Below are 24,929 nucleotides of genomic sequence, written 5' to 3' on the forward strand. Positions count from 1 at the left end.
AAGCTGTTGTTGTTGTTATGTGTTGGTAATAATGTGCCACTTAATCAATAAATAAGCTGATTAAGTTATTTAAATAGCGGGCACCTTTATCGGTAATTTGCCATTGCTGCTTATCATTTTGCAATAAACCCTGTTGTACTGCTTTATCAATAGCGGGCTGAATACTGTCGAGCTCCAGCCCGGTATAGGCAGTAAATTCTTGATGTGGGCAGGGTTCTAATAAGCGAAAACGATTCATAAAAAACTCAAACGGCCGCTCTGCTGGCACTACCTGTTGTTTTTTATCAAGATAGCCACGGCTAATATCCATATAGCCTTTTGGATGTTTAATTTTAACGGTACGGACAATGCTGTCTTGTGCTGGTAGCGTTATTTTGCCATGCGCGCCGCAGCCAATGCCAAGGTAATCACCAAAGCGCCAGTAGTTAAGGTTGTGCCGGCATTGATGACCTACCTTAGCATATGCTGAAATTTCATACTGCTGGTAGCCATGTTGCTGAAGTAGCGCCATGCCTTGCTGTTGAATATCCCACAACGTATCATCGGCTGGCAGGGATGGCGGGCGGGAGGCAAAGGCAGTATTAGGTTCTATGGTTAGCTGATACCAGGATAAATGCGGGGGCGCTAACGCAATGGCTTGTTGTAAATCGGCCAAGGCGCCCGGCACATCTTGTTGCGGCAAACCATGCATTAAATCCAGGTTAAAACTGTTAAGTGGTAAGCTACTGGCCAGTTTGGCAGCACGGATAGCTTCATCACAATCGTGAATTCGGCCAAGGGCTTTTAGTTGCGTTGTTTGAAAGCTTTGCACACCAATGGAAAACCGGGTTACGCCGGCAGCGACATAACCGGCAAAACGTTCAGCCTCTACCGTGCCGGGGTTCGCTTCCATGGTAACTTCCATATCACTACTACACGCTAGTTGCTTTTTTACACCTTGTAATATTTGGCTTATACCCTTTGCAGAAAATACACTCGGTGTGCCGCCACCAATAAAAATGCTCGACAGGCTGCGGCCAGCAACTAAGGGCAGATCTTGCTGTAAATCTGCCAGTAAATGGGCAATATATTCTTGTTCAGGAATACCTTGCTTCACCGCATGCGAGTTAAAATCACAATAGGGACACTTTTGAATACACCAGGGAATGTGGACATACAACGCCAATGGCGGTAGCTGCAGACTCACTTAATCTTCCCGGGGTGTTTGTAGCAATTTAACTAACTGGCGTAAAGCCTGGCCGCGATGACTGATCGACGCTTTGTGCTCTTTACCAAGCTCAGCTGCACTGACATTATGCTGTGATGGAATAAACACCGGATCATAACCGAAACCACCGCTGCCACTAGGCTGCTCGCTAATACTGCCATGCCAGACACCGTGGCAAACCAGTGGGGTTGGGTCGGTGGCATGACGCAGATACACCAGCACACAATGAAACTGCGCACTGCGCTGTGCGGATGGCACCTGTTGCAGGGCAGTTAATAGTTTACTAATGTTGTCGGCATCGGTTGCTCCCTCACCGCTATAGCGGGCCGAGTAAATGCCTGGCTCGCCACCGAGCGCATCGACCGCCAGTCCGGAATCATCGGCAATTGCGGGCAAACCGGTAATTAGAGCAGCATGCCGGGCTTTTATAATGGCATTTTCAATAAAGGTTAAACCGGTTTCGTCGGCATCGGTTACCCCCAGTGTTTGCTGCGGTACTATTGCTAACTGATAGGGTGCTAACAGTGTGCTTAGCTCACTGATTTTGCCTTTATTGGAACTGGCGAGAACAAGTTTTTGCATGTTTTTAGAGGCTTAATAGTTAGTTTGACGGTTAATCAACAAAAAAAGTGTGGCTAAAGCTCAGTTGTTGCTGCTGACTGCCTTGGCTAATATCAATAGTAAAGTTATATAACTGTTCGTTTTGATAGGGCACCGTTGTTAAGTAGTAAACGGCTTCACCTTCAATAACCTGGTTAAATTCCAGCTTACGCTGGCGGCCAAATAAATCTTTGGCAATGCCACTGATAGTGACTTGCTGTGCTTGCTGGCTAGTGCTGTCCAACACTGAAATATTAATCACACCACTAAATTTGCTACGCTGAATGTCATTTTTCACCGCTATTGCTGGGGTTAAAAAAGTGGCAGGGAAAGCGATGTAGTGCACGTCCCAGTTACCTAATTGTTTCTTTTGCTCGGCTAGCAGCTGCGGGCTACATAGTAAGAAAGTAACATTAAAAAACACTGCAAACAGACTTGACGTTTTCATTAAGTAGCTCCTGTTACTGGGGTTTAAAGGCCGCGAAACACGTTGCTAAACAACACATTAATAAATTGAATGGCAATAATTAACACCAGTACTGATAAATCAAGCCCACCTAACGACGGCAGAACTCGTCTAATTGGCCTTAATAAAGGTTCAGTCAACTGATGCATCACCGATTCTATGGGGTTATTGCCCTGACTAAACCAGCTTAATAACGCCCGGATGATTAAAATCCAAAACAGCAGGTTCAGGATTTCTTTTAACAGCACTAATAAGCCGCTGATAAAGGTAGCGGGGATTTGAATACTGCCCACTAACATTAGCTGTAATACAATAAGTTTAGCCACAGCCACTAGGTATGCTAGTACAATAGTGGCGGTGTCAATGCTACCAATGCTGGGAATAAGCTTGCGCAGCGGCAGCACTGCCGGGTTGGTTACTTTAACCACAAACTGACTGAACGGGTTGTAAAAGTCTGCCCTGGCCAGTTGCAGCCAAGCCCGCAAAATAACCACCATTAATAATAAATTAAACGCAGTATTAATTAAAAACAACATGGCCTGCATGGTTTGCTCTCCGGCGGTTTAAATTTGTTGTGCCATTTCTTCAGCACGTTTTATAGCGGCATACATGGCGTCTGCTACCATTTTTTCCAAGCCCTGTTCAGCAAAGGTAGTTACTGCTTCGTGGGTGGTGCCGCCTTTAGAGGTAACATTTGCCCGTAACTGAGCAAAGCTTTCGTCGCTCTGCAACGCCATGGTAGCCGCACCTAATGCGGTTTTAGCTACCATAGCTTTTGCCTGCTCAGGCGCAAAGCCAAGTTTTTCGGCAACGTGCTGCATCGACTGCATAAAATAGAAAAAGTATGCCGGTGAGCTGCCGGTAATGGCAATAATATGGTTTATCTGGGCTTCCTGCTCCAGCCAGACATTCAGGCCAGTGCCGCTAAACATATGGTCAACAAAAGCCCGCTCGTAATTCGAACAACGGCTCGGAAACAGGCCGGTTACCCCCTGGCTAACCAATGATGGCGTGTTAGGCATTGCGCGCACCAGGCGGATTTCCCCCAGCCACTGCTCATAACGCCGTACTTCAATGCCGGCGGCAATAGTAACAAACAGCTTTTCCTGAATTTGAGGGGCGTTTTCTAACAGTTGCTTGCACAGCGCTTGCATCATCTGCGGTTTTACCGCCAGCACGATAATATCGGCCTGAGTTACCGCTGCAATGTTATCCATTGTGGTGCTAATGCCATACTCTGCTGCCAGGGCCGTCAATTTAGGTTGGCTGCGGTTGGCCGCGATAATATTAGCCGGCGGATAACCGGCGTTTACCATAGAAGCAATAACGCAGCGCGCCATATTGCCTGCGCCGATAAAGGCGACGGTGTTGTCATTCATTTCTTTCATAAGTCCTTGCGCCAAAAATTGCGGTGCCCAATCTTAGCATAGTTGCGCCGTATTTCAGAGCCAGCGGCCAGTCATCTGACATGCCCATCGACAGTTCTGTCGCTGCCGGGTAGTGTTGTTGCAGATTTTTCGAAAGTTGCTGCATCGCGGCGAAGGCGCGCTCGCTGTCGCCCGGGGCCGGTATTGCCATTAAACCCTTTAGTGTCAGTTGGGGTAGTGCGCTGACAGCGTCAGCTAATTGCAGCATTTGTGTTGGGTTTATACCGGCTTTGCTGGTTTCATCACTAATATTCACTTGTAGCAAAATATTTAATGGAGCCAGTGCTGCAGGACGTTGGCTTGCTAACCGTTCGGCTATCTTTAACCGATCGATACTGTGCACCCAGTTGGCGTGTTCGGCCACCAGTTTGCTTTTATTTGACTGCAACGGGCCAATAAAATGCCAGTTAAGTTCGGCTAAGCTGGCTAGCTCGGTGGCTTTACTGACCAGCTCTTGTGGGTAGTTTTCACCGAACTGACGTTGGCCAGCCTGATAGGCGGCCTCAATAGCAGCTATCGGTTTTGTTTTACTCACCGCAATTAAGCTGATGCTGCTTAAATCGCGGCCTTGCTGCTGGCAATTTTCTGCAATGTTCTGATAGGCGGCGCCCAGTTGTTCTGCTATGTTATTCATAATTGTTGGCAAATTGGAGTAATTATTGTCATGGATATTACCGAGTTATTAGCGTTTAGTGTTGAGCATAAAGCCTCAGATTTGCACCTTTCAGCTGGTGTGCCGCCGCTTATCCGGGTTGACGGTGACGTGCGTAAACTAAATATACCACCATTAACGCATAAAGAAGTGCACGCCTTAATCTATGAAATTATGACTGACAAGCAGCGTAAGGAATACGAAGAAAAGCTTGAATCAGATTTTTCGTTCGAAGTACCCAATTTAGCCCGCTTCCGGGTAAATGCTTTTGTACAGAACCGTGGTGCCTCAGCGGTATTTCGGACCATCCCCAGTGAAGTACTTACCTTAGATGATTTGGGCGCGCCGGATATTTTCAAGACTATTTCAGAAAACCCGCGGGGCTTGGTGTTAGTTACCGGCCCAACCGGTTCGGGTAAAAGTACCACCTTGGCAGCGATGGTCGATTATATTAACGTTACCCGGCACGACCATATTCTCACCATTGAAGATCCGATAGAATTTGTGCATAACAATAAATTGTGTCTGATTAACCAGCGTGAAGTACACCGCGATACCCACAGCTTTAGTAATGCTTTGCGCTCAGCGCTGCGGGAAGACCCTGATGTTATTCTGGTCGGTGAGTTAAGGGATCTGGAAACCATCCGTCTGGCTATGACTGCTGCCGAAACCGGTCATCTGGTATTTGGTACTCTGCACACCACTTCAGCGCCAAAAACCATTGACCGGATTATTGACGTATTTCCGGGCGAAGAGAAAGACATGGTGCGCTCAATGTTATCTGAGTCGCTGCGGGCCGTTATTTCACAAACATTGTTGAAACGAATTGGTGGTGGCCGCATCGCCGCCCACGAAATTATGGTTGGGGTACCTGCTATTCGTAACCTTATCCGCGAAGATAAAATAGCTCAAATGTATTCTGTTATTCAAACCGGCGCCTCGCATGGCATGCAAACGATGGATCAGTGTTTGGTTAATCTGGTTAATCGTGGTTTAGTGTCGCAAAAAGATGCGCAAAGTAAAGCGCAAGATAAAAATACCTTTGGCGCAATGGGCCGTATTTAGGAACTGACAGAATGGAACTGACAGACTTTTTAACAAAAATGGTAAAGATGGGCGCTTCAGATATGTTTGTTACTGCCGGCATGCCGGTGGCGGCAAAAATTAATGGCGAAATGACCCTGATTGACGATATTCCGTTAACCGATGCTGCGTCGCTGGAGTTGGTGCTTGAAGCCATGAATGAAAAGCAGCAGCATGAGTTTAATCACACTAAAGAGTGTAATTTTGCTTTAGCCAGAGAAGCGGGTCGGTTCCGGGTGTCAGCATTTTGGCAGCGCGATCAAGCTGGTATGGTTGTGCGACGTATTGTTACCATCATTCCCAGTGCCGATGAACTTGGGCTGCCACCTATTTTAAAAGACATCATAATGTCAAAACGCGGCCTGGTATTATTTGTTGGTGGAACCGGCACCGGTAAATCAACGTCGCTGGCCGCATTACTGGGTTATCGTAATAAAAACTCTAAAGGTCATATTTTAACCATTGAAGATCCAATAGAGTTTGTGCATGAGCACCAGAAAAGTCTGGTAACTCAGCGCGAAGTCGGCATTGATACCGAGTCATTTGCGGCGGCGTTGAAAAGCTCGTTACGTCAGGCTCCTGATGTCATTCTCATCGGTGAGATCCGCAGCCAAGACACTATGGAATATGCGCTGTCGTTTGCTGAGACTGGCCACCTATGTATCGCCACGTTGCACGCTAACAATGCCAACCAGGCTATTGATCGGATCATGCATTTGGTACCTAAAGAAATGCATGACAAACTGCTGTTTGATTTATCGCTTAACCTGCGGGCTATAGTGGCGCAGCAACTTATTCCAACAGCAGATGGCCAGGGACGGTTAGCTGCCATCGAAGTATTGTTAAACTCGCCATTAGTGGCTGATTTAATTGCCCGTGGTGAAGTGGGCGAAATAAAAGCGGTAATGAGCAAATCACGCGAATTGGGTATGCAAACCTTTGACCAGGCGTTGTATGACATGTATCAGCGGGGTGATATTAGTTATGCTGATGCAATCCACCATGCTGATTCACCTAATGACCTACGTTTAATGATTAAGTTACGTAATAATGAAACCAAAGGCGCTGGTTTCTTATCCGGGGTAACATTGGAAGGTTTTGAAAATAAAGGCGATAGATAAACAGGCTACAGTACAGTAACGTCAGCAAGCTGCTATGTTTAAGTGGCTTGCTGGTAGCGTTTCTGTAAAATAAGCACCCGTTTAATATAAGCCTGCGTTTCCGCAAAAGGTGGCACGCCCTGATGGCGCCTAACATTGCCTGGTCCTGCATTATAGGCGGCCAAGGTTAAGTTTAGATCGCCATTATACTGCTTTAATAATTTTGAAAGATATTGGCTACCGCCCAGAATATTCTGTTCAGGCGATAACGGGTCTTGCACCCCCAGCATACTTGCTGTATCCGGCATTAATTGCATTAAACCGATAGCACCGCGTTTTGATACCGCGCCGGCCTGAAACGCAGATTCTGCATGGATCACGGCTCTGATCAAGGCGGGTTCAAGTTGTTGCTCCCGCGCTACCTGGTCAATAATGACATTATAATGCCGGACGAATAACGCCGTGGTATACCAGTTAATCATAGAATTGGGGTTGCAGGCGAAACAATCAAAATGCAGTTTTTGGTAAGGGCGATTCTGCGGCCGTCGGTCAGAAAACAACACCGTGCCATTAGTCTGGTTAGATTTAAACACCGCAATGCTGCTGGCCAGCGCAGGCTTAAGCGCTGGCTGCGCCAGGGGTTGTTGCTGGCTTGGGCTAAGTTTCAGTTGTCGTTTAGGCTCGCTAACAGCAGTCGCTTGCTGCGCTGAACGAACCAACGTCGAGCAAAGCAACAGGCTAAGGCAACAGCTAATAATAACGGGTCGTAACACTTTTGGTTAATCCAACGTAATCAGAATTGCAAGTAAAGCATTGTGCGCGCCAAATCTCAAGCCACAACATTTTGTAATAGGTAAAATTTAGTCTTTTATTTTTATAAAGTTATTGTTTGTTTTAAGGTGATTGGTCCTGTTGTAACTTCCTTTTTAACCACAGCAGTAGCGACGCAACGGCCACTAGCACCAACGGTAAGCTGATACTACGCCATAGGCTAACATCAAGTGTTGGTAACCAGTACGATGCGGCTATTACGGTTTTATCGGCTAGTTGTGCGGCATAATAGCTAATGGCAACAAAAGATAAACCTTCAACAACTTGTTGTAATTTTAGCTGAACACGCGCTTTTTTATCCATTGAAACCAGCAGTTGCTGATTTTGTTGCTCTAATTTTAAATTTATCCGGGTACGCAGCAGTTCCGTAGAGCGGCCAAGTCGGGCGCTGAGCGCAGTTTGGCGGGTTTGAACCGATTCGCTGGTTCTAAACGCTGGGGTCAGCCGGCGCTCAGTAAAATCTTGTAATGAGATAAGATCGCTGATGGGCGTTTCATTAAGCGTTTTTAAGCGGTCCAGTGTCAGTTGGTAGTAAGCTGCTGTAGCCGCAAGGCGCGAGCTGGTTTCGGCAATTATATGTTCTGTTTGTGCTGCCAGCTGGCTTATTTGGTTAAGTAAGCGTTCGTCGTTGTCGCGTTTCTGTTCAATCCGCTGGGTTAAACCTGATAGTTGTTGCTCCAGATTATTCAGTTTTTGTAAGGCTTGACGCGCAACTGGCCAGCCAAGCAGAGATAATTTACGATAATTACCAAGGTCAAATAAATGTTGTACCAGGCGACCAAGTCGGGCGGGGCTTAAGCCGTAATCGACTAACAGCATCCTACCAGCACCCTCAGCATGTTTTTGGAAATCGGTCCAGATACGGGCCTTTTCGTCAGCTAACATGCTGCTGATACGGGTTTCATCGTTAAAATAACCGTTAATTTCGTCTGTAGCTGGTAAGGCTTCTGCGGGGATAACCGTTAGCTGCACTATTCGAAATAACTGGCCAGGAAGTTCATCAAACCAGTCTCGACTGGGTAAAAAACTTAATGGATCATCAAATAATGTCGCGGCTGCACCAGATAAAATAAAGGTATAACTAGAAAATTCGCCGTGGCGCTCCCAGCGCAAGGTCCCTGCAAATAAAGGGATATTCAGGTCCTGGTCAGTCTCGGTCAAATAGGCTCCTTGTTGTTCAGCGTGTTGCTGCATCACACTAAACTCAAGCTGGCGCGAGGCATTTGCCACCGTAAACATAAAGTGGCACAAGCGGCAGGGTGTGTTAAGCGCTGGAAACGTGCGCTGGCGCAACTCTTTATCCAATACATCACGCAAGGGGTGATTACGTAAAGTCAGCTTACTCATAATAGTATCCTTAGCCACAGAAAACCGTAAAAGCAAAACGTCGGTTAGCGATATACAAGCAGGTCTTGTGCCACATGGCTTGCTAAAGCTAGTATGCTACCAGTTTGCCGCTCACTGATGACAACCCGTTGAATTGTCTGTGACGTTTTGCTACCTATGGAGATCCTCAATTATCACTGGTGGCACGACAACGAGGCTATTTGCTCCAGAGTAGGGCAGGCTATTCACCAAAGTTGCCATTTCATCTGACGCAGCGACGCGCTTTCGGTTGCGGGTTGCCTCAGGTAACATAGCCATCTTGCCCTGTTAAGCTTAACGGAACTTTATTATGGCGCGCGCCATTAACAACCCCCTGATACTGGCAATTTGTAGTGTTATTCTGGCGATGATGACGATTCAGACCGGTGCGTCTATAGCCAAACAGCTATTTCCATTAATTGGTCCCGAGGGTACTACGGCACTGCGACTGGGGTTTTCTGCAGTAGTGTTATGGTTAGTTTTTCGACCATGGCGGGCGTTGCCTATGGGGCGAGATTGGCAGGCCATTATTATTTATGGCTTGTGCTTGGGTGGCATGAATATTCTATTTTATCTGGCGATTGCCCGTATTCCACTGGGTATTGCGGTGGCGCTTGAATTTACCGGGCCTTTAACCGTGGCGTTGTTGGCCTCACGACGCAAACGAGACCTATTTTGGGTCGCCTGTGCTATTGCCGGTATCTTATTATTGTTGCCTGACATGCGCGGGGTTGATGCGCTCGATCCTATAGGAGTGTTATTAGCTCTGGCTGCCGGTGCATGTTGGGCCGGCTATATTTTATTTGGTAAAAAAACCGGTTCACAAGCCTCTGGTGGTATTACTGTAGCTCTGGGTATTACCGTGGCGGCTGTGGTGCTGGTGCCCGTAGGTGCAATAACGCAGGGGTTGGCATTATTAAGTTGGCAGGTACTACCGCTTGGCTTACTAGTGGGTATTTTATCTAGTGCTGTGCCTTACTCATTGGAGATGGTGGCGCTACGCCATATGACATCACAAAATTTTAGTGTTTTTATGAGCATGGAGCCGGCTATTGCCGCGTTGGCGGGCTTATTAATATTGTCTGAGTTATTAACACTTTGGCAGTGGTTAGCTATTGCTTTGGTAATAGTGGCATCGCTAGGCAGTTCGTTAACTGCTGGCAACGCTACTTCAGCGTCGCCGACAGCAGAACAGTAATTACATTTTAGGCATAATAACGCTATTCAACACATGAATAACGCCGTTGCTGGTTTCAATGTCGGTAGCAATAACTTCAGCACCGTTGACATAAACTTTACCCATTTTTACTTCAATGGCAACGTCAGTACCTTGTACTGTAGTAGCAGAGGTTAGTTTTACTACATCGGCAGCCATTACTTTGCCCGCTACCACGTGGTAGGTTAATACATTGGCTAATGCGGCTTTATCAGCAATTAACGCATTTAAATCAGCTGCAGGTATTTTTGCAAAAGCGGCATCGTTTGGTGCAAATACCGTGAACGGACCTTCGCCTTTCAAGGTTGCTACCAGATCGGCAGCTTTTACTGCAGTAACCAGTGTTGTAAAGTCGCCAGCGGCAACAGCAGTGTCGACAATGTCAGCAGATTTTTTGTGATTGTGTGCTTGCACGGTCAGCATTAAAGAAGCGAGCAACATCGAACCGGTAAGTAATTGTGATACTTTCATGATAATTCCTTATGTTACATTTTTCAGGACAAAGTTGTCGGTGCTATTAACGAAGCAAACAGCAAAGGCGATCAGTTTGTAAAAAAATATCCCGTTAACCTGCGCTAACGGGATATTAAAAAAAGGCACTGCTGGTAGCAATTTGCGCTGGTGTCAGAAGTGTTTAGGGATTGGCAGGCTCTTCTGACGTTGTCGCTTCTGGATGCAACTGGTAGTCACGGGCCAGCAGCAAATACATTGCAGGTACCACGTACAATGTAAATAAAGTACCAATAGTCATGCCACTGGCAATCACCAGACCCATAGCATAACGTGAGCCCGCACCGGCACCAGTTGCTATCAGCAGGGGTATCATGGCCAGTACGGTTGCTGCTGTGGTCATTAAAATCGGCCGCAAGCGAATAGCAGTGGCGTCTTCAATGGCATCACGTTTACTGCGTCCTTCCAGTTGTAACTGATTAGCAAACTCGACAATCAAAATACCATGCTTGGCAATCAACCCCACCAGTGTAAGCAAGCCTACCTGCGTGTAAATGTTAATACTGGTAAAACCTAAGCTGGTAAAAATTAATGCACCACAAACACTCATTGGCACCGTTACCATGATAATAATAGCGTTTTTAAATGACTCAAATTGCGCGGCCAGGATCAGAAAAATCACGATAAGCGCAAAGAAAAAAGTCACCACCAGCTGCTGACCTTCTGCTTTAAATTGGCGTGACTGTCCTGAATAGTCAACACTAAAACCAGCAGGCAATACGTTAGCAGCAATCTGATCAAGCACTGCTAATGCCTCTCCCAGCGGTACACCAGGGCGAGGTACGCCAGATATTTTTACCGCATTTAGTTGCTGAAAGCCTTTTAATGCCTGAGGCTGTACGGATTCTGTTAACGTTACCAGTGCCGATAACGGTACCAGTTCGCCATCACGATTGCGGGTGTAGTAGTCTTTCAGTTGCTCTGGATTTAAGCGCTCGCTGCGAAGCACCTGCGGTATTACCCGATAAGAGCGATTGTCCAGCGCGAAGCGTCCGGCATCAGCACCAGACATTAAGCTGCCTAAATCACTGGCTATCTGCTGCATGGACACCCCCATTAATGCAGCTTTTTCTCGGTCAACCTGCACGGTTTGGCGCGGACGGTTTATTTTTAAATCACTGTCGACAAAAATAAAACGTCCAGAAGCCATCGCTTGGCCCAGTATTTCCTGCACCACGTCTTGTAATGCAGCAAAAGGTTGGGTAGAGCCAACAATAAATTCAACCGGTGTACCGCCGCCAGGGGAAGGCAATGACGGGGGCACCAGCGCAAAACTGTTGATACCGGGTAGCGTTGCCATAAAGGGCTGAATATTTTGTTCCAATACTTCGGCAGTAGTACGCTGACGCTGATCCCAGGGGGCCAGCACAAAGCCGGCTATGGCGTTATTGGTACTGCCAGTGCCGTTAATAATAAAGATATTCTTTATTTCCGGCGCTTCACTGCTAAGTTTATTCAGCTCGCGGGTATTGCGTTCTAAATAGTCTAGGGTAGCAAAACTGTCAGCTTCTAAAATAGAGAACACAAAACCCTGATCCTCAGGCGGTTCTAATTCAGAAGGGCTGGTTACAAACAGGAAATAGCAAGATACCAGCACTATGCCACCAAAGGTTAATACCACAGGCAGATAATTCAGGGTGCTATGTAATTGTCGCTGGTAGCCCGAACGAAGTTTATCAAATTGCTTATCCAGCCAGACTTCCAATGATTTTTCGTCTTTTTTGTCTGGTTGATGCGGTTTTAAGATATAGGCGCACATTACTGGCGATAAGGTCAGGGCTACCACCCCGGATAAAATAACCGATGCCGCCAGCGTAAAAGCAAATTCGACAAATAACACCCCGGTTAAGCCACCAACAAAACCAATAGGTAAAAACACTGCCACTAAAGTGGTAGACATAGTAATGATCGGCCAGGCTAGCTGACGGGCACCCAGAATAGCTGCTTCAGAACGCGACTTGCCATCCTCGATATGACGGTGGATATTTTCTAGCATAATAATGGCGTCATCAACAACAATACCAATCGCCAATACCATCGCTAATAACGTTAGCAAATTAATAGAGAAGCCGAGTACCCACATTAAAAAGAAAGTGCCTATTAATGACACCGGGATAGCCACGGCTGGAATAATGACGCTGCGTAGTGATCCTAGAAAGGCATAGATCACCAAAATAACGATCACCAGTGCCAACACGATAGAAATGACCACTTCATCAATGGCATTTTCAATGTACTCGGTTGAGTCATAGGGGATGTCGGCCTGCAAGCCTTCAGGCAGTTGGGTCAGGATATCGCGCTGCCACACCTCTCGTACATCGGCTATAACGTCCAGGGCGTTAGCATCTGGCGAGATTTCAATACCAATAAACGTTGCGGCTAAGCCGTTAAAACTGACTGAGCTGTCGTAACTCTCAGCACCTAACTCTACCGTAGCCACATCACGAAGACGAACCAGAGCGGTATCATCAGAGCTAATTACCAAATCGGCAAATTGTTCGGCACTACGCAGATCGGTTGCCGCATTTAAATCTATAGCGACCATCTGGCCTTTAGTGCGGCCCAGCGCCGCCAGCACGTTATTGCTGCGTAAGGCACTGCTAATATCTGAACCGGTAACATTAAAAGCGGCCATTTTGGCTGGATCGAGCCAAATGCGCATAGCGAAAGTACGGGCACCAAGAATATCAGCCCGCTGTACTCCGGGAATAGTAGCCAGTTGCGGTTCGATAACCCGCAGAATGTAGTCGGTGATCTGGTTGTTACCCAACACGTCTGAATAAAACGACAGATACATGGCAGCAGTATCTTGGCCCACTTTAAGTGAGATTACCGGATCGCGCGCGTTTTCAGGCAGTTCAGAGCGAATTTTATTCACCTGAGCGGCAATTTGGGTTAGTGCTTCGTTCGGATTGTAATTAAGCCGCAGGTAGGCTTCAACTGTGCTAGAGCCGGCAACGGAGGTTGATACCAAATAATCAATACCCTCGGCAGAGGCAATTTCACGTTCCAGTGGTGTGGTAATAAAACCCTGAATTAAGTCAGCATCTGCTCCAACATACACGGTGTTCACCGTTACCACGGCATTTTGAATTTCCGGAAACTGTCGAACATTCATATCCATGATGGCGCGTAAGCCAAGCAAGATAATAAACAAACTGACTACCGAAGCCAGAATTGGCTTTTTAATAAATACATCGGTAAAGCGCATTACGATTGTTCCTTACTGGTTAGCCGGTGTTGGTTCGGCGTCAGCCATTGGTGCAACGTCATCATTATTATTAATGATGACTTCAATGCCATTGCGCAGTTTAAGTAGCCCTGAGGTTGCTACTTTATCACCTGCGGTTAAGCCATCCGCAATAGCAATATAATCGCCCCGGCTCTGCCCGGTAGTAACAAACCGCTGCTGGGCACTGAGTTTGCCGTTATCATCACGGATCACAAATACTGAGTTGCCATAGGGATTAAACTGAATGGCAGTTTGCGGTACCAAAGTTACTTCTCGGCTATTGCCGGTATTCATTTGAATTCTGGCAAACATACCTGGCCGCAGCTTGTGTTCAGGGTTGGCAAAGGTGGCCTGTACTTGAAGGCTGCGGCTCGATTCGCGCACTGCTGGAGCAATAGCTGTAATGTCGCCTGTAAACGATTGATTAGCCCAGGCATCGACGCTAACGGTTAATTGTTGCCCTGTAGTAAGTTTGGCTAACTCTTGCTCGGGCAAAGCAAAGTTCAGATAAATCGGGTCAAGAGATTGCAGTGATACCACAATGTCGCCGGGGGACACTAATTGGCCGATGCTAACCTGGCGAATACCGGTCATGCCATTAAATGGTGCCAAAATAGTTTTTTGAGCAATGCGGGCTTGCTGCGAGGCAACCGCAGCGTTGGCTTGGGCAGCTTCACTTTCCCGTCGCCGCACATCTAACTCCGATACACCTTTATCCCGTAGTAAGGCTTGCAGCCGATCTAATTCCAACCCAGCTAGCTTTTGTGCAGCGCTTAAGCGGGTTAAATCAGCTTGATCAACGGCATCGTTTAAGGTTAGTAACAGCTGGCCTTTCTCTACCCGACTGGCATTATCAAATTGAATGCTGGTAATAATACCGCTGGCTTCAGTGGTCAGTTCGGTGCTGTTGACCGCAGCAAAACTGCCTACGGCACTAACAAACGGTTGCCACTGTGCGCTACTGACCGTGGTGGCGGTAATGGTTGCAGCAGGCATTGGCATAGTATCAAAATACTGATTCATAAAATGGTTGCCAATGGCCTTGTAACCGAAAATGCCACCAAAAATCAAACCGGCAACAATCAGCATCAGAAACATGCGTTTAAACATGGTATCTCCTTATAAAAAAATGGGGTGTAGTATAACGACTGTGGCTGCTATTATCTGTGAAATTTAGTAACAGCTGATGTTTTTGCTCGGTAAAAAAATTGGTAATGCAGTTATCTAAAGGCTAAGTACAGTTAGTAATGGCTTGTGGATTATCCGCCAGGGCAGATAATTGCACTATTTAGTATTACTATTTTCTATTGGTGTTAAGTACTAGCGCCTTATTATAACCTAGAGCAAGTAGCAGGCAATAACCTGAAATTTTCGCTATAACTTATATTTAACTAATGTAGGTTAACGGACAATGGAGATTTTTATGACAGCAACGACTGTTGCAGAGCTTATGACGGCTGACCCGCTCTGTGTGTTTCGCAGCGCTAGTTTAAAAGATGCACATGACCTGATGCGCCAGAAAAATGTTCGGCATATTCCGGTAATTGAAGCCAATGGCGAATTAGTTGGTATGTTAACGCAAAAGATTATGATTACCAAAGTTATGGGACTGATGGCTCAATATGGTGCTACGGCACTGGAGCGAAAAGAAAAACAATTGTTAGTCAATGAGTTAATGGCTACCGATTTTGCAACAGTTACTGCTAATCAATCCTTGGCAGAAGTGGCGGATTTTTTTGTAACAAACCGCCATGGTTGCTTACCGGTTATAGATGAAAAAAACAAAATAACCGGCATTTTAACCTCATCCGATTTTGTCAGGCTGGCTGCCCAGTTATTAACCCCCAGAGTTGATGCCTAAAAGTTTATGGTTGATACCAGCAAAACTGATTTTTACCGCGGCTTTTGGCCAAATACATGGCCGAGTCTGCCTGGCGAAGTAATAGATCGGCACTGGCTTGATCGCCGCTAAATAGCATTAAGCCAATGCTGCAACTGCAGTTATGGCTTATTAGCGGGTTGTCACCTATGGTTAACGGCTCGCAGATAGTGGCCGTTATCTTGCTGGCAATTTGGCTTGCCCTTAGGCGACTATGATGTTTATTTTTAGCAATATCATCTAATAACACAATAAATTCGTCACCGCCGAAGCGGGCTACAGTATCAGCTTCACGTACCACGCTGCGTATCCGCTGAGCCACTTGTTGCAATACCAAATCGCCCATTTTATGACCATGCCGATCATTTATCGGTTTAAAATTATCCAAATCAACAAACATTAATGCGCAATAGCTTTTTCGGCGTTTGCTGCTTAGCATCGCATGTTGTAATCGCTCTTCCAGCAAACGCCGGTTAGGTAAATCGGTTAAGACATCATAAAACGCCAGGCGGCGAATTTGTTCTGATGATAGACTTCGGCTGATAGCTAATTCAGCCAGATTACTGTAATTAATAATTTTTTTGCGAAGTGCAGCTGAAGGTTGGCAAGGTTTACTGTGATATATAGCAAAGGTACCGAGTATCTTCCCAGCGGCATTTTTGATTGGAAATGACCAGCAAGCCGCAATATTAATGGCCTGTGTTAAGGCTAAAAACGGCTGCCAGTAAGGGTGGCTGTTAATATTCTCAACAACAACCACTTCGCCGGTAAAGGCGGCGGTACCACATGAACCCTGACCAATACCTATGGCCAGGCCATCTATCGCCTCATTATAAAAGTCGGGTAATGAGGGCGCCGCACCGTGGCGTAAATGCTGACCAGTATCATCCAGCAATAACACCGAGCAGCGCATCTCGGGGTGTAATATTTCTACCTGACTTACCATGCAATGTAATATTTCGGCGAGGCTAGCACCTTTACTGATCATACTTAATATCAGGTTTTGTAGTTCCAGTTCCTGAGTACGTGCTGCAATTTTTTGTTCAACGGTATCAATGGTCTGGGCATAACGCCGATTAGCCATTGTCAGTTCGGCAATCTGTTGCGCCAGTGATGACAGTAAATTAAGTAAGGCTGGCAATTTTGCTTCATTAACTATAGGCACTTCTGCAATGGCTTGCAGGTATTGATCTTTATCTAATGCTAACTGTGCAGCTTGTTCGGCAAAAGAGGCTAAATTGGGTTCAGCTAAAAAGAATTGGCCGATAAATAAATTAGCAACATGCTCATTATTAATAACCAGAGGAGTGGCGCAGTCTGTTAAACCATTACCACACTTGTAGATTGAATAATTATTTCCCTGCTGCATTTTTGCGGATAATTTAACGTCGCTTTCGTGGCAGCGCTGACGGGTAGTGTCATTAACACGGTGAAATTCAGTACAAGCCCGCTGCCATTTGGACGACGCCAGCACCTTACCGTCTAGCCCGATTAAAGCAATACTAATACCGATTGCCTCGAGAAAATTATCAAATAAATGGTTTAAACGGCTAAAGTCTATCTCGGCCGCCAGTATGCTGGCGGCTGTTTCAGGGTCCGGTCGCTGTGTGTTATTCCAGTCAGCGACCAAGGGGTCAAGCATTTGAATTAAGCTGGATTCTTTTAACAAATACTTAGAGTGCTTAGTCATGGCGAGTTAACTATAGTTATAATGGCTAATATTAACCATCTTAATAAACACTTTTAAAAAAACCGCTGACAGGCAGAGGTTTTTCGTTGTTAAGTTGGCAAGGTTTACTTTTTTATTAATACGGCTTAGTTAACGCCTAACTCTTGTAACAGCGCAGTAGCATTATCAACCTGCTGCATTTGCCATAACATAAAGCGAAGATCTACCTGAATAGAACGGGTATTTGCCGGATTATAATCCCAGTCTGAAATAATAGAGTCGAGGGTGCCATCAAAGGCCAGGCCAACAAACTCGCCCTTACTGTTTAAAATGGCTGAACCGGAGTTACCGCCGGTAATATCCAGTGTTGCCAGATAATTAACCGGTACCGAATTAAGCGCAGGGTCAAAATAATTACCATATTGTTTCGATTTAATAGCAGCTAATTGGTTTTGTGGTGCATTAAATTCACCTTCACCAGTTGCTTTGGCGGTAATGCCACGCAACGTGGTAAAAGGCGCCCAGGCATTGCCATCTTCATTACCATGCGCGCGGCCTTTAACATTACCATAGGTAACCCGTAGGGTGCTGTTGGCATCTGGATACACGGCATGCCCCTGCGATTGCATAAAGGCCATCTTTGCTCGCATATAGCTGGCATAAGCTTGTTGAATTTTCCCGGCAAGCTCTTCAGCTTGCGCTTCCTGTTTTAAATCAGCTTTGTATAAAGCGACTGCAGCCATAATAAAGGGGTCCTCGCTCTGGCTAAATTGCGCTGGCGTACTATCTATTAAAGCTTGTCTGTTGCTTAGCTCAGTTAAACCGCTATTGGTATACCAGCTGTCAATTAATGTGCTGAGTTCGGACTTACTTATACCGTCTTTAATGCCAAGTGCCTTATCAAAATCAGCGTTACGTTGTTTTTTTGTTAAGGCGACATATTTGGTCAGGTTATACATATCAAGCGCTTTCTCAACGCCGACATCAAAGTTACGTTCCATCCCGGCAACAAACGCTTGGTAGCGTGGAATGTCCCGCTGTTGAAAACCTGCTTTGCGAACAGTATCAGGTTTAGTACTTTCTTCTGCCAGGCGGTACAACGAGCGAGTAAGGCTGAGTAAACGCGGTGTAGCGTTCTCCAGCGCGTAGTCAGCTCTTGCTTTGCGGTGTTGCTCGCCTAACAACGTATCGATAGCCGTTAAATCTTTGGCATAGGCTTTTTTATTGTCGCGGTTATTATTAACCCAGCTTGAAAGTGCCTGGTGCTCAGCCGTTTTACGCGCTAAAAAATCGCTATCGGCAAAACTGTCTAACATGCCCTGGCGGTTTTTCATGTAGTTATTTAAACCGGCCACCCGGCTGGCATACTTTAACGCTGCATCTTTGTTACTGGCCGTTACCTGGTCAATAATTGCCAGGGTATCCTTAAACTGTTGCACAGTATTTGGATAGCTCCACTCAAACGTTTCACTGACCTCTGCCGGCAACCGGTGACGGTTGGTGCGACCAGGGTAGCCCAGCGCCATGACGAAATCACCTTCTTGTAATGCTTCTGCCGCCAGGGTTAAGTAATGATCAGGCTGATACGGTACGTTGTCGCTATGATAATCGGCAGATTTACCTTGTGGGCTAACATAGGCACGAAGAAAACCGTAGTCACCAGTGTGGCGTGGCCACATCCAGTTATCGGTATCTCCACCAAATTTACCTACGCCTTCAGCAGGGGCGTGCACCAGCCGTACATCTTTAATTTCCAGTTGTTTAATCAGGTAATATTCCAAGCTTCCGTAGTAGGCCGCAACGCGGCAGCGGTGCCCTTCGTCCTGCTCACATTCGGCAATCAGTTTCTTTTGATTGGTTTCTATAGCATCAACCCGCTTTTTACCGCTAAGTTTTGCGGTGCTCGCATCAATCACCTGTGTAGTGACATTATCCACCGCTTTAGTAACATAAACCCGGCTACCCGGTGCGGCCGGCACTTCGTCAGCAAAGCTTGCTGCCAAAAAACCATTGGTCAGTAAATCATTTTCTGGGGTAGAGTTATGGGCAATACTGTTATAAACGCAATGATGGTTAGTTGCCACCAAGCCTTTAGATGAGACAAAAGACGCAGAACAGCCACCCAAGCTAACAATGGCTGCCATTGGAAACTCGGTTAACTTGGTTAAATTAGCCGGATCTAATGCCAGCCCGGCAGCTTTTAGCTGGCTGGCAATAGCGGGCAGCTGCTGTGGCATCCACATGCCTTCATCTGCTAAAACGAAACCGCTGGCCAGCGTTAACACCAATAATGATTTTCTCATAAATGCTCTTTTCTTAAAGTTATAGCGTAATATACGCAAATAATGTTTATATTCGGTGGCACTTAGTGCCTTGTCAAGATACTGACAGGCTCTGTAACAGTTTTATCAGTCAGCTAACCGGTTTTGTGCGGCGGAATGACTTATGTGAGTAAAAATAAAGTCTAATAAATTATGTTGATGGCTCACTTATGTTAATTGCCAGTTATTATTGATTAATATGAATTATTTTTAGTAAACTGTAATGCCATTTACATCTGTAATAGCCTGAAATTAGCTTGTACAAGCAAACAGTACGGTTTTAATCCGGCAAATACCATGCCTGCGCCCGCTAATGTAATTGATATAAAAAATATAATTAGCCGCCTGTGGTGTAATTCAGTGAGGTAACAATGAGAAAACGTATTTTAGCCCTGTCACTAGCAGTGGCGTTGGTTCCAGGCGTTCACGCTAACACTACCATTAATGGTTTTGCTTCAATTAAAGCTGGTATAACTACTGGTAGCGATGAGCAATTGTATGGTTACGATGACACCATAGACTTTAAAAATGAGAGTTTAATTGCCCTGCAGGTTAAGTCTGACCTGGGTGAAAAACTGTCTGTTACGGCGCAGTTACTGGGCCGTGGCAATGAAGATTTTGATGTTGGTTTTGAATGGGCATTTATTAGCTACCAATTAACTGACAATATGACCATTAACGCTGGCCGCTTACGAACTCCGTTTTATAAATATTCTGACTTTAAAGATGTTGGTTATGCCTATGATTGGTTGCGGGTGCCGCAAGGCGTATATGGCTTAGGTTTTGACAGCATTGAGGGGGTTACTTTATACCGAACGGCTCAGTTAGGCAGCATTGACTCTACGCTGCAACTTGTATTTGGTAGTTATGAAGGCGACGCTACAATAAGTGGTGTTAAGGTTAACGCTAATATTGATACTGTTACCGGCATTACCTGGGAGCTGGCAAAAGACGCTTTAAGTGCTCGTTTTGCTTATTTATCTGGTAAAACTAGCATCGATACGTCTTCAGTAACATTGGCACCAGGCTTTACTGCAGGCAATTTATATCAAGCGCTAAATGCCAATGGGTTAGCACCTTTAGTTGCCGCCATTGACATTGATGACGAAAGTTCAAATTTTATGGGTTTAGGTTTAACCTATGACGATAGCGACTGGATTGCCGTAGCCGAATATACTCGGGTTGAAGTTGATAATAGTTTTATTGCCACGCAAAAAAACTTCTATGCATCTTTGGGTAGGCGTTTCAACAGTTTAACACCTTATGTGTCGTATGAACGCGAGAATAATGATGCCGTCGTGAGTATTTACCAGCCTTATACTGCAGTGTTGCCACCGCAACTTTTATTACCGGTGCAGGGTTTAATAGCCAGTCAAGAGCGTGATGCCAATACTTGGAATCTTGGCATGCGCTACGATTTTCATCCGTCAGCTGCTTTTAAAGCACAATTTAGCTCAGAGGAAAATGAAACAAATGGTCAGCGTAACGGCTTATTGGCCTTTGGCGTCGATTTAGTATTTTAAGGAGTTGATATGTTTTACAGAATGTTAGCCATTATTTTGATGTTGGTCGGTGTAACGTTTGCCGTACCGGTTTCTGCCCAAATTGCCGTTATTGTTAATCCGGCTAATTCGGTCGCACTAACCAGCGATGAACTTACCCGGTTGTTTACCGGCCGTTCATCGGCACTCACTGCTGTTAATCTGGCTGAAAGCTCACCGTTACGTTCAGAATTTGATGAAAAGGGTGTTGGTCGTTCTTCTGCACAGTTAAAAGCGCATTGGTCGAAGTTAATGTTTACTGGCAAAGGTACACCGCCAACAGAGTTAGCGACTGAAGCAGAGGTACTGGCTTATGTAGCACAAAACCCAAATGCTATCGGCTATGTTAATGCCGCCAGTGTTACTGCTGCGGTGAAAGTGGCATTAACCTTGGATTAATTTTTTAATTTTGAGCCGTTTTTTGGCTGGCAGTAAAGAGTATTGTTATGAAAAATATGTCAATAGTAGCGAAAATATGGCTGGTAATTGGCTTAGCCGTTATCGCCTTCTCTGCAGTGGTAGCAGTAAGCGTATTTTTTACTGCCAAAAATAACGACACTACGCAGAACATGCGTGATTATATGTACGACACCTCGAAACTGGCATCTCAGGTCAGATCTGGCTTTACCTCATTAGATGAGTTTTTTACCCAGGCAGTAACCTTGTCTGATCCCGATTTGCTGGCAACGGCTCAGCAACTTAACAATGCGTTACAGCAAAATTTAAATCAGTTGAAAACGCTTAATCCTCAGCAATTAAGCCTACTGAATAATTTACAGCAGGATGCTGATAACTATGCAAGCTTAGCCGGTGGCATTGCCCAGCAATTTATTGATGGCAATGTTGATTTTGCCAAAATACAGTCCAGTGTTACTACTAAAACTGACCAGTTTAAAAGCTTAAATGAGCGGTTTAACCAGTTTGAACAACAAGCTGATGAGCGATTTTCTAATGCTATTGAAGATATGTCGAGCAATATGGATTTGGCGTTAACAGTGATTTTAGTTTTGGGCAGTGTATTGATTTTACTTACTGCCGGATTGGGCCATTTTATTGCCAGCCAAATTAGTAATTCAGCCAGAACTTTAGGCGTATCGTTAGCTGAGTTAGCAAGTGGCAAGGGTAATTTAGCCAGCCGTTTGCCGGTAACGGGCAACGATGAGCTTGGGGTAGTGGCGAAGCAATTTAATTTGTTTATTCAGATGCTGCAGACGTCGTTTAACGATTTAGCCAAAACTATTGAGCCGTTAAACCGCAGTGCTAAAGATTTAGCCACCGGCATGAACAGTCTTGAAAAGATGACCCTGGAGCAGTCCGATAATTCGGAAACGGTAAGTCATAGTATGGCCGAAATGCAGTTGTCGGTGCGGGATATCAGCCAATCAGCTAATGATGCCGCAACCGGTGCCGGTAAAGCAAATGAGCTGGCAAAGCTGGGCTTGGATAAAACCAGCCACGCTGTTAAATTTTCGCAGGGTTTATCAGACGAAATTAAACATGCGCAGGAGGTTATTACTGAGCTGGCTGAAAAAACTAAAAACATGACTGAGATTTTAAAAAGTATCAATGATATTGCTGATCAGACTAACTTGCTGGCACTAAACGCGGCTATTGAAGCCGCCAGAGCCGGTGAGCATGGCCGAGGCTTTTCAGTGGTTGCTGATGAGGTACGTAATTTATCTTCGAAAACCGCCAAATCGGTTACTATGGTCCAGGGTGTGTTAAAGCAGCTTAATGACAATGTTAGCGGGGCCGTTAGCATTATGAGTCAAGCCGTTAATAACGCTGAGCACTCAGCCAGTCTGGCATCAGACGCTGGTAGCTCTATTGAGCAGATTAATGCAGAAATTCAACAGATTAGCATGCTGAATGCGCAAATTGCTGCCGCCACAGAAGAGCAGACCATGGTTGCCGAGCAAATCGTTAGTAATACCGCTAAAATGATTGGGTCATTTGCTCAAACGAAAAGCTTGCAGCTTAGTGTGCATGGTATTTCGGATGATCTGAGAGTTCTTTCAGAATCATTAGTAACGGTTAGCTCAAAATTTGAGACCTGATTTTAACGCAACCTAGGTTGCAGTGAGGAAGCACCATGAGTTCATTAATGAGTTCGGTTGACCAAAGAACCAATATCGTTGGTCAGAACCGTCTGGAGTTACTGATATTTCGCTTAGCGGGACAACAACCTTATGGCATTAATGTGTTTAAGGTGCGCGAAGTTATTCAATGCCCTGAGCTGACAGAAATGCCGGGTTCAAATGCCCATGTCAGAGGTATTGCTCATTTGCGCGGTACTCCGGTTACGGTTATTGATTTAAGTAAGGCTACCGGTGGTAAAGCAATAGAAGATTTAAGCAAAGCGTATATTCTGGTTACTGAATATAATCGTGCTACGCAAGGTTTTTTAGTTGGTGGCATTGATCGTATCGTTAATATTAACTGGGAACAGATCATGCCACCGCCATCAGGAGCAGGGCGTAATCATTATCTGACAGCAGTAACCCAGCTGGATAACAAGCTTATTCAGATCCTTGATGTAGAAAAAGTATTTGCCGAAATATCGCCGCCAGATGAAGAAGTTAGTGAGCAGATTAAGCAGCGAAAGTCGGAGCGAGATTTATCTAAACTAACGGTATTAGTTGCAGACGACTCTGCTGTTGCCCGTAACCAGGTTAAACGGGCGTTAAGTTCTATTGGTATTAATGTTGAATTGGTAAATGATGGACGGCTGGCGCTCAATTGGTTACTGAAAAAAGCCGAAGAACTCGGTGGTGATATTTCTGATCATGTGCCATTACTGATATCCGATATTGAAATGCCGGAAATGGATGGTTACACCCTTACTGCTGAGGTAAAATCCCATGAGCATCTAAAAAATGTTCACATTGTTTTGCATTCGTCGTTAAGTGGGGTATTTAATGAGGCCATGGTTAAAAAGGTAGGTGCCGATCAATTTATTGCTAAATTTCACCCTGATGAACTGGCATCAGCCGTGCAACACTGGATGGCAATAGAGTAAGCTTTGCTAAAAAGTATTAGCAGGTAGTGCTGCTAAACACTACCTGCCAGCCTCAGGCTTATTGATGACGCTGTTGCAGTACTTTAATCACATCGTTAAGCTCAAGCTTTTGACTGCGTAGTAACACCAGTAAGTGAAAAATTAAATCGGCTGCTTCATTAGCCAACTCTTCTTTGTCGCCGGCCATCGCGGCTAACGCTGACTCTACACCTTCTTCGCCCACCTTTTGCGCTATGCGTTTTACGCCCCTGGCAAACAAACTTGCGGTGTAGCTGCTAGCCGGATCGGCACCCTCACGGCTTTTAATCACTTGCTCTAAGTCATATAAAAACGCTAGCTGCGGGCTGTTTGCACTGTTATCGTGCCAGCAGGTTTCGGTGCCAACATGACACGTTGGGCCGTTTGGTTGTGCCAGTACTAACAAACTGTCAGCATCGCAGTCCTGGTCAATACTGACTAAATCCAGCGTATGGCCAGAGCTTTCACCTTTAGTCCACAAGCGTTGTTTGCTGCGGCTGTAAAAGGTTACTTTGCCGGTTTGCAGCGTATGCTCCAACGCTTTTTGGCACATATAACCTTGCATTAGCACTTTGCCAGAAACCGCATGCTGCACAATAGCGGGTAACAAAGCTGGCAATATCTGGTTATCGGGCCAGCGTAACTGGCTTATGTGGTTTTTGTTCATACGTAACCTTTTATAATTTTGGTGTTCAGCTTAATATTTCAACGGTCTAACGGTCTAACGGTCTAACGGTCTAACGGTTTAACTAATGAATATTGCTCATAATTTGGCTATGAGGATTAGCCGCTA

Annotated in this window: 22 protein-coding genes; 8 read left to right on the forward strand and 14 right to left on the reverse strand. The window is 45.6% G+C overall.

The window, feature by feature from the left end; translation table 11 throughout:
- Positions 1-40 precede the first annotated feature (40 nt).
- From hemW to VT06_RS09860, 6 genes are read right to left on the reverse strand one after another with little or no spacing between them, the layout of a single operon-like run.
- On the reverse strand, positions 41-1,186 hold the full coding sequence (gene hemW / locus VT06_RS09835; protein WP_046554132.1) for a radical SAM family heme chaperone HemW: 1,146 nt from the start codon (positions 1,184-1,186) through the stop codon (positions 41-43).
- Positions 1,187-1,789 (reverse strand): RdgB/HAM1 family non-canonical purine NTP pyrophosphatase, encoded by a 603-nt coding sequence (gene rdgB, locus VT06_RS09840; protein ID WP_046554133.1) that lies wholly within the window; start codon positions 1,787-1,789, stop codon positions 1,187-1,189. It lies immediately after the preceding gene.
- 31 nt (positions 1,790-1,820) lie between these two features.
- Positions 1,821-2,255, reverse strand: a complete 435-nt coding sequence (locus VT06_RS09845; protein WP_052750219.1) for a DUF4426 domain-containing protein — start codon at positions 2,253-2,255, stop codon at positions 1,821-1,823.
- A 23-nt stretch (positions 2,256-2,278) separates the two neighbouring features.
- Positions 2,279-2,818, reverse strand: coding sequence for a YggT family protein (locus VT06_RS09850; RefSeq protein WP_046554134.1), 540 nt, complete (start codon positions 2,816-2,818; stop codon positions 2,279-2,281).
- An 18-nt stretch (positions 2,819-2,836) separates the two neighbouring features.
- Positions 2,837-3,661, reverse strand: a complete 825-nt coding sequence (proC, locus tag VT06_RS09855) for a pyrroline-5-carboxylate reductase (protein WP_082122490.1) — start codon at positions 3,659-3,661, stop codon at positions 2,837-2,839.
- On the reverse strand, positions 3,645-4,334 hold the full coding sequence (locus VT06_RS09860) for a YggS family pyridoxal phosphate-dependent enzyme (protein ID WP_046554135.1): 690 nt from the start codon (positions 4,332-4,334) through the stop codon (positions 3,645-3,647). Before VT06_RS09860 ends, proC begins: the two co-directional genes overlap by 17 nt.
- A 30-nt stretch (positions 4,335-4,364) precedes the next feature.
- On the opposite strand from VT06_RS09860, the gene VT06_RS09865 reads away from it, so the two are divergent.
- Together VT06_RS09865 and VT06_RS09870 are read left to right on the forward strand one after the other, a co-directional pair.
- Entirely contained in the window at positions 4,365-5,417 is a 1,053-nt protein-coding gene (locus VT06_RS09865; RefSeq protein ID WP_046554136.1) for a type IV pilus twitching motility protein PilT, read from the forward strand.
- A gap of 11 nt (positions 5,418-5,428) precedes the next feature.
- On the forward strand, positions 5,429-6,556 hold the full coding sequence (locus tag VT06_RS09870) for a PilT/PilU family type 4a pilus ATPase (protein ID WP_046554137.1): 1,128 nt from the start codon (positions 5,429-5,431) through the stop codon (positions 6,554-6,556).
- A 38-nt stretch (positions 6,557-6,594) separates the two neighbouring features.
- Here the strand turns inward: VT06_RS09870 and VT06_RS09875 are convergent, their stop codons facing one another.
- Positions 6,595-7,308 carry a lytic transglycosylase domain-containing protein gene (locus VT06_RS09875; RefSeq protein WP_046554138.1) on the reverse strand — a complete coding sequence of 238 codons (714 nt, stop codon included), beginning with the start codon at positions 7,306-7,308 and terminating at the stop codon, positions 6,595-6,597.
- A gap of 121 nt (positions 7,309-7,429) precedes the next feature.
- Complete coding sequence (locus VT06_RS09880) at positions 7,430-8,713, reverse strand: DUF3422 family protein (protein ID WP_046554139.1); 1,284 nt, start codon at positions 8,711-8,713, stop codon at positions 7,430-7,432.
- A 328-nt stretch (positions 8,714-9,041) separates the two neighbouring features.
- On the opposite strand from VT06_RS09880, the gene VT06_RS09885 reads away from it, so the two are divergent.
- Positions 9,042-9,929 (forward strand): DMT family transporter, encoded by an 888-nt coding sequence (locus tag VT06_RS09885; protein ID WP_046554140.1) that lies wholly within the window; start codon positions 9,042-9,044, stop codon positions 9,927-9,929.
- On the opposite strand, the gene VT06_RS09890 is transcribed toward VT06_RS09885, so the two are convergent.
- The 3 genes from VT06_RS09890 to VT06_RS09900 all read right to left on the reverse strand — a co-directional run bounded on the left by VT06_RS09890 (position 9,930) and on the right by VT06_RS09900 (position 14,799).
- Positions 9,930-10,418: a fasciclin domain-containing protein gene (locus VT06_RS09890; protein ID WP_200897952.1), complete on the reverse strand. Its 489-nt coding sequence runs from the start codon at positions 10,416-10,418 to the stop codon at positions 9,930-9,932.
- A gap of 163 nt (positions 10,419-10,581) precedes the next feature.
- Positions 10,582-13,668, reverse strand: coding sequence for an efflux RND transporter permease subunit (locus tag VT06_RS09895; RefSeq protein ID WP_046554142.1), 3,087 nt, complete (start codon positions 13,666-13,668; stop codon positions 10,582-10,584).
- Between the two features lie 12 nt (positions 13,669-13,680).
- Positions 13,681-14,799 carry an efflux RND transporter periplasmic adaptor subunit gene (locus tag VT06_RS09900; RefSeq protein ID WP_046554143.1) on the reverse strand — a complete coding sequence of 373 codons (1,119 nt, stop codon included), beginning with the start codon at positions 14,797-14,799 and terminating at the stop codon, positions 13,681-13,683.
- A gap of 313 nt (positions 14,800-15,112) precedes the next feature.
- Between VT06_RS09900 and VT06_RS09905 the strand changes: the two genes are divergently transcribed.
- Positions 15,113-15,550: an HPP family protein gene (locus VT06_RS09905; RefSeq protein ID WP_046554144.1), complete on the forward strand. Its 438-nt coding sequence runs from the start codon at positions 15,113-15,115 to the stop codon at positions 15,548-15,550.
- 4 nt (positions 15,551-15,554) lie between these two features.
- On the opposite strand, the gene VT06_RS09910 is transcribed toward VT06_RS09905, so the two are convergent.
- Both VT06_RS09910 and VT06_RS09915 read right to left on the reverse strand, forming a co-directional pair.
- Positions 15,555-17,258 carry a diguanylate cyclase domain-containing protein gene (locus VT06_RS09910; protein ID WP_046554145.1) on the reverse strand — a complete coding sequence of 568 codons (1,704 nt, stop codon included), beginning with the start codon at positions 17,256-17,258 and terminating at the stop codon, positions 15,555-15,557.
- Between the two features lie 125 nt (positions 17,259-17,383).
- Positions 17,384-19,540 (reverse strand): S46 family peptidase, encoded by a 2,157-nt coding sequence (locus VT06_RS09915; RefSeq protein ID WP_046554146.1) that lies wholly within the window; start codon positions 19,538-19,540, stop codon positions 17,384-17,386.
- A gap of 389 nt (positions 19,541-19,929) precedes the next feature.
- Between VT06_RS09915 and VT06_RS09920 the strand changes: the two genes are divergently transcribed.
- Genes VT06_RS09920 through VT06_RS09935 form a run of 4 tightly spaced genes read left to right on the forward strand, consistent with a single transcriptional unit; the run spans position 19,930 to position 24,118 of the window.
- Positions 19,930-21,081 (forward strand): porin, encoded by a 1,152-nt coding sequence (locus VT06_RS09920; RefSeq protein WP_046554147.1) that lies wholly within the window; start codon positions 19,930-19,932, stop codon positions 21,079-21,081.
- Between the two features lie 9 nt (positions 21,082-21,090).
- The gene (locus VT06_RS09925; RefSeq protein ID WP_082122491.1) at positions 21,091-21,498 is read left to right on the forward strand and encodes a phosphate ABC transporter substrate-binding protein; all 408 of its coding nucleotides are present in this window, start codon (positions 21,091-21,093) and stop codon (positions 21,496-21,498) included.
- Between the two features lie 47 nt (positions 21,499-21,545).
- Entirely contained in the window at positions 21,546-23,156 is a 1,611-nt protein-coding gene (locus tag VT06_RS09930) for a methyl-accepting chemotaxis protein (protein ID WP_046554148.1), read from the forward strand.
- A 35-nt stretch (positions 23,157-23,191) separates the two neighbouring features.
- Positions 23,192-24,118 (forward strand): chemotaxis protein CheV, encoded by a 927-nt coding sequence (locus VT06_RS09935; protein WP_046554149.1) that lies wholly within the window; start codon positions 23,192-23,194, stop codon positions 24,116-24,118.
- A gap of 58 nt (positions 24,119-24,176) precedes the next feature.
- Here VT06_RS09935 and hisIE read toward each other — a convergent pair whose 3' ends face one another.
- Positions 24,177-24,803 (reverse strand): bifunctional phosphoribosyl-AMP cyclohydrolase/phosphoribosyl-ATP diphosphatase HisIE, encoded by a 627-nt coding sequence (hisIE, locus tag VT06_RS09940; RefSeq protein WP_046554150.1) that lies wholly within the window; start codon positions 24,801-24,803, stop codon positions 24,177-24,179.
- Positions 24,804-24,929: the final 126 nt, after the last annotated feature.

It is taken from the genome of Arsukibacterium sp. MJ3 (assembly GCF_000987765.1).
Taxonomy (GTDB): domain Bacteria; phylum Pseudomonadota; class Gammaproteobacteria; order Enterobacterales; family Alteromonadaceae; genus Alishewanella.

Coding starts and splice junctions, on each gene's coding strand:
- rdgB (WP_046554133.1), bottom strand. CDS start 1,789: ATGCAAAAACTTGTTCTCGCCAGTTCCAATAAAGGCAAAATCAGTGAG.
- VT06_RS09845 (WP_052750219.1), bottom strand. CDS start 2,255: ATGAAAACGTCAAGTCTGTTTGCAGTGTTTTTTAATGTTACTTTCTTA.
- VT06_RS09850 (WP_046554134.1), bottom strand. CDS start 2,818: ATGCAGGCCATGTTGTTTTTAATTAATACTGCGTTTAATTTATTATTA.
- proC (WP_082122490.1), bottom strand. CDS start 3,661: ATGAAAGAAATGAATGACAACACCGTCGCCTTTATCGGCGCAGGCAAT.
- VT06_RS09860 (WP_046554135.1), bottom strand. CDS start 4,334: ATGAATAACATAGCAGAACAACTGGGCGCCGCCTATCAGAACATTGCA.
- VT06_RS09865 (WP_046554136.1), top strand. CDS start 4,365: ATGGATATTACCGAGTTATTAGCGTTTAGTGTTGAGCATAAAGCCTCA.
- VT06_RS09870 (WP_046554137.1), top strand. CDS start 5,429: ATGGAACTGACAGACTTTTTAACAAAAATGGTAAAGATGGGCGCTTCA.
- VT06_RS09880 (WP_046554139.1), bottom strand. CDS start 8,713: ATGAGTAAGCTGACTTTACGTAATCACCCCTTGCGTGATGTATTGGAT.
- VT06_RS09885 (WP_046554140.1), top strand. CDS start 9,042: ATGGCGCGCGCCATTAACAACCCCCTGATACTGGCAATTTGTAGTGTT.
- VT06_RS09890 (WP_200897952.1), bottom strand. CDS start 10,418: ATGAAAGTATCACAATTACTTACCGGTTCGATGTTGCTCGCTTCTTTA.
- VT06_RS09895 (WP_046554142.1), bottom strand. CDS start 13,668: ATGCGCTTTACCGATGTATTTATTAAAAAGCCAATTCTGGCTTCGGTA.
- VT06_RS09900 (WP_046554143.1), bottom strand. CDS start 14,799: ATGTTTAAACGCATGTTTCTGATGCTGATTGTTGCCGGTTTGATTTTT.
- VT06_RS09905 (WP_046554144.1), top strand. CDS start 15,113: ATGACAGCAACGACTGTTGCAGAGCTTATGACGGCTGACCCGCTCTGT.
- VT06_RS09910 (WP_046554145.1), bottom strand. CDS start 17,258: ATGACTAAGCACTCTAAGTATTTGTTAAAAGAATCCAGCTTAATTCAA.
- VT06_RS09915 (WP_046554146.1), bottom strand. CDS start 19,540: ATGAGAAAATCATTATTGGTGTTAACGCTGGCCAGCGGTTTCGTTTTA.
- VT06_RS09920 (WP_046554147.1), top strand. CDS start 19,930: ATGAGAAAACGTATTTTAGCCCTGTCACTAGCAGTGGCGTTGGTTCCA.
- VT06_RS09925 (WP_082122491.1), top strand. CDS start 21,091: ATGTTTTACAGAATGTTAGCCATTATTTTGATGTTGGTCGGTGTAACG.
- VT06_RS09930 (WP_046554148.1), top strand. CDS start 21,546: ATGAAAAATATGTCAATAGTAGCGAAAATATGGCTGGTAATTGGCTTA.
- VT06_RS09935 (WP_046554149.1), top strand. CDS start 23,192: ATGAGTTCATTAATGAGTTCGGTTGACCAAAGAACCAATATCGTTGGT.
- hisIE (WP_046554150.1), bottom strand. CDS start 24,803: ATGAACAAAAACCACATAAGCCAGTTACGCTGGCCCGATAACCAGATA.